Here is a 3,871-nt window from a genome sequence, read left to right as displayed (position 1 = left end):
TCGCCGAGCTGCGCGCGGTCGGGCCGACTCGCCTCCGCGAGTGGCTCGGCAAGGGCGGCGAGGATCTCCACCGCAAGGCGCACGGGCAATCGGACGATCCGGTATCGAGCGATCGGGAGCGCAAGTCGGTGGGCGAACAGGAGACGTTCGAGGTCGACACGCTCGAGGCCGCCTTCGTGCTCGAGCGGGCGCGTGCCCTCGGCGAGACCGTGTTCGAGCGGTTCGTGGCCGGGGACTTCGACGCCTTCCGCACCGTGACCGTGACGGTGCGCTTCTCGGGATTCATGACGGTGAGCCGATCGCGCACCGGCGCGGCGCCCTTCACGACCGCCGCGGAGCTGCACGCCGAGGTCCGCGGCCTGCTGGAGCCGTTCTTCGACGCGCGCGAGAACCCGAAGGGCAAGAAGATCCGCCTCATCGGGGTGCGGGTGGAGAAGCTGCACCCCCGCCGTTGACGAGCCGGCCGCGCCCGTCCATGCTGTCCGCCATGAGGCAGCTGGCCACCGTGCCCGCATCGGTCTGGACCGAGGCCCCCGAGGCGCCGATCGACACCGGCCCGCTCGAGGGCGAGCGGCGCGCCGACGTGGTGGTGGTCGGTGCCGGCTATACCGGGCTGTCCGCCGCGCTGTACCTGGCCGAGCGCGGGGCCGACGTCGTCGTGCTGGACGCGGCCGAGCCCGGATGGGGCGCCTCCGGGCGCAACGGCGGGCAGGTCATCCCCGGGCTCAAGCACGACCCGGAGGATCTGGAGCGTCACTACGGCGCCGAGATCGGCCGGCGGATGTGGCAGATCGCCGGCTCCGCGGCCGACGTCGTCTTCGAGCTGATCGCGCGTCACAAGATCGCCTGCCACGCGCAGCCGTGCGGGTGGATCGCGGCGGCGCCGCACGCGACCGCGCTCGAGAGCCTGCGCGCGCGCACCCGGCAGTGGGAGCGGCGCGGCGCCCCGGTCGAGCTGCTGAACCGCCGGGCCATCGAGGAGCTGACCGGCACGGTGGGCTACGCGGGCGGCATGCTCGATCGCCGCGCCGGCGCGCTCCATCCGCTGTCGTACGCGCGCGGGCTGGCGCGAGCGGCTCAGCGGGCCGGCGCGAGGCTTCACGGGCGATCCGCGGTGCGGCGGCTCCAGTCCGACGTCGGGGGATGGCGCGTCACCGCTGCGCGCGGGGCGGTGCGGGCGCGCACCGTGATCCTCGCCACCAACGCCTACACCGGCGGCCTGTGGCCAGGGCTGCGGCAGACCATGCTGCCGGTCCAGAGCTATCAGGTCGCCACCGAGCCGCTGTCCGAGGCCGTGCGGCGTCGCGTGCTCCCGGGCGGGCAGGTGGTGTCCGACCTGCGCCGCATCCTCTTCTACTTCCGCCTGGATCCCCAGGGCCGGCTCCTCATGGGCGGACGCGGCCCGCTCGACGACCGTGGCGATCCCGCGCTGTTCACACGCCTCGAAGCCACCGCAGGGCGGCTGTTTCCCGGGCTCGGCGATGTCCGGTGGACGCATCGCTGGAGCGGCCGCGTGGCCCTGACCGCCGATCACGTGCCCCACCTGCACGAGCCGCGGCCCGGGGTGCTGATCGGGCTCGGCTACAATGGCCGCGGCGTGGCCATGGCCACCGTGATGGGCCAGTTGCTCGCCGAGCGCGCGCTGGGCGCCTCGCCCGCCGAGATCGGCTGGCCGGTGACCCCGATCACGCCGATCGCGCTCCACCGCTGGCGGCTGCCCGCCATGGCGCTCGTGGTGCACTGGAAGCGGTTCCAGGATTGGCTCGACGCGCCCTGACCCACCGCGCTACACTCTGGCTCAAATCCGCTCCAAGAGGAGACACGTCATGGCGAAGATCAAGCACATCGCGCTCTCGACCCAGGACGTCGACAAGACCGCGAAGTTCTACATCGACGTGTTCGGCATGAAGGAGATCGCGCGCATCGACAGCCCCGGGGCGCGGGGCTACTACCTGAGCGACGGCGATCTCAACCTGGCCATCCTCAACTTCAGGAACGACGCGGTGGCGGGCGTCGAGCGCGGCAAGGACTGGAGCGGCATCCACCACATCGGCTTCCAGGTGGAGAGCCTCGAGGCCATCGCCGAGCGGCTGGCCGCCGCCGGCTCCGAGCCCCGCCACGACATCAACGAGGCGCTCGGGGTCAGTTACGGCCGCGAGAGTCACGGCAACGTCGAGGTGAAGTACGTCGGCCCCGACGGCGTCACGCTGGACGTTTCCGAGACGGGTTGGGTCGGCACCTCCGGCTTCACCGTCTAGTACCCCGGAGGACTCGTGACCGGCGCCGGCGAGGGGCTCGTCCCGGTCCGGGACCGGGTCACGGTTCTCACCTCCATCGGCCTCCTGTTGATCGCGGCCGCCGCGTGGGCCGTCGTGGTCCGGTCGAGCCTTCGGGGCGACGACATGATGATGACCATGCCGATGCCGGCGACGGCGGCCGGCGGCATCGCCTTCGTGATCAGCTGGGCCGTCATGATGACCGCGATGATGCTGCCGAGCGCCCTGCCGATGATCTCGCTGTACGGCGCCATCCAGCGGGGCGTCCGGGAGACCAGGGGCGTGCCGCTCGTGGCGTTCACCGCCGTGTACCTCCTCCTGTGGGCCGCGACGGGGGTGCCGGTGTACCTCGCGCACACCCTGTTGATGGGGATGGCCCCGCCCGCCTTCGCCTACGGCGTGGCGGTGATCCTCCTGAGCGCGGGCGTGTTCCAGCTGTCGCCGTTCAAGCAGAGCTGCCTGCACGCCTGCCGGAGCCCGTTCGGCTTCCTGCTTGGCCACTGGCGGGCCGGCCGGCGGGGCAGCCTGGCGCTCGGGTGGTCCCACGCGGTGTACTGTGTCGGCTGCTGCTGGGCCCTCATGCTGGTGCTCGTGGCCGCGGGCGCCATGGGCCTGCCGTGGGTGCTCCTCATCACCGCGGTGGTGGCAGCGGAGAAGCTGCTTCCGGGCGGGGAATGGCTGGCGCGCGCCACCGGCCTGGCCCTGCTCGTGCTCGCAGTAGCGGTGGCCATTCGTCCCGATCTCGTGACGGTGCTGCGCGGCCACACGATGTGACCGCCCGCGGCGCCAGTGGAGGCTGACCATGGCGAATCCGCAGTGGAAGATCAGCGGGGACTATTTCGAAGCGTGCAGCTGCGACTCGGTTTGCCCGTGTCCGACGTCGGGCCTGGCCGCGCGGCCGACCCAGGGCAGCTGTGACGCGGGCCTCGTCTTCCACGTCGAGCGTGGCACCCACGGCACGACCACCCTCGACGGGCTCAGCTTCGCGGTGCTGCTCCACACCCCGGGTCCGATGATCGCGGGCAACTGGACGGTGGGCGTGATCGTGGACGAGCGGGCCAGCGCCGCGCAGCGCGAGGCCCTGGTGACGATCGGCAGCGGGCAGGGCGGCGGGCCCATGGCCGCGGTCGGCCCCCTGGTGAGCAAGTTCGCGGGCGTCGAGAGCAAGCCGATCACGATCGAGCGCAGCGGGATGCGCCGCTCCGTCTCGATTCCGGGCATGCTCGACATCGCGGTGGAGGGGATCCCGGGTGCGAGCGCGAGCGAGCCCATCTACCTGGACAACGTGGGGCATCCGGCGGCGAGCCGCCTTGCTCTGGCCAAGGCTTCCCGCGGCCACCTGCACGCCTTCGGCATCAACTGGGACGACACGACCGGCAAGGTCAACGGCCACTTCGCGCCGTTCTCGTGGAGCTCGAGCTAGCGCGCCGATCGAACGGGCACCGCATGATCGGCGCGATCCGGGCCATCCACGACGGCTCGAGCGTTTCCCGTCGGTTCCGGTAGGCCGGGCGGCGGCCGGCGCGCGATGTCGCGTGCCGACCGCCGGAGGTTGGGGCGCTAGAAGGACAGCGGGTCGGTCAGGCGCACCCAGC

Annotated in this window: 5 protein-coding genes; all 5 read left to right on the top strand. The window is 72.2% G+C overall.

Annotation, left to right across the window (positions count from 1 at the left end; all coding sequences use genetic code 11):
• Positions 1-455: hypothetical protein (locus VKN16_13080; GenBank protein HME95138.1), on the top strand; the 455-nt coding region annotated here is incomplete at its 5' end.
• Positions 456-487: 32 nt separating this feature from the next.
• The gene (locus tag VKN16_13075) at positions 488-1,777 is read left to right on the top strand and encodes an FAD-binding oxidoreductase (protein HME95137.1); all 1,290 of its coding nucleotides are present in this window, start codon (positions 488-490) and stop codon (positions 1,775-1,777) included.
• Positions 1,778-1,826: 49 nt separating this feature from the next.
• Positions 1,827-2,258, top strand: a complete 432-nt coding sequence (locus tag VKN16_13070) for a VOC family protein (protein ID HME95136.1) — start codon at positions 1,827-1,829, stop codon at positions 2,256-2,258.
• Positions 2,259-2,273: 15 nt separating this feature from the next.
• Positions 2,274-3,050, top strand: coding sequence for a DUF2182 domain-containing protein (locus VKN16_13065; protein HME95135.1), 777 nt, complete (start codon positions 2,274-2,276; stop codon positions 3,048-3,050).
• Positions 3,051-3,078: 28 nt separating this feature from the next.
• A complete protein-coding gene (locus VKN16_13060; GenBank protein HME95134.1) occupies positions 3,079-3,699 on the top strand; it encodes a DUF1326 domain-containing protein in 621 nt (206 codons plus the stop codon).
• Positions 3,700-3,871: the final 172 nt, after the last annotated feature.

The sequence above is a fragment of the Candidatus Methylomirabilota bacterium genome, from assembly GCA_035315345.1.
Taxonomy (GTDB): Bacteria; Methylomirabilota; Methylomirabilia; order Rokubacteriales; family CSP1-6; genus CAMLFJ01.
This window is presented reverse-complemented; position numbering and strand designations above follow the sequence as displayed.

Excerpts from the sequence above, each read along its gene's own strand:
- VKN16_13060 (HME95134.1), top strand. The coding sequence starts at position 3,079 with ATGGCGAATCCGCAGTGGAAGATCAGCGGGGACTATTTCGAAGCGTGC.
- VKN16_13075 (HME95137.1), top strand. The coding sequence starts at position 488 with ATGAGGCAGCTGGCCACCGTGCCCGCATCGGTCTGGACCGAGGCCCCC.
- VKN16_13070 (HME95136.1), top strand. The coding sequence starts at position 1,827 with ATGGCGAAGATCAAGCACATCGCGCTCTCGACCCAGGACGTCGACAAG.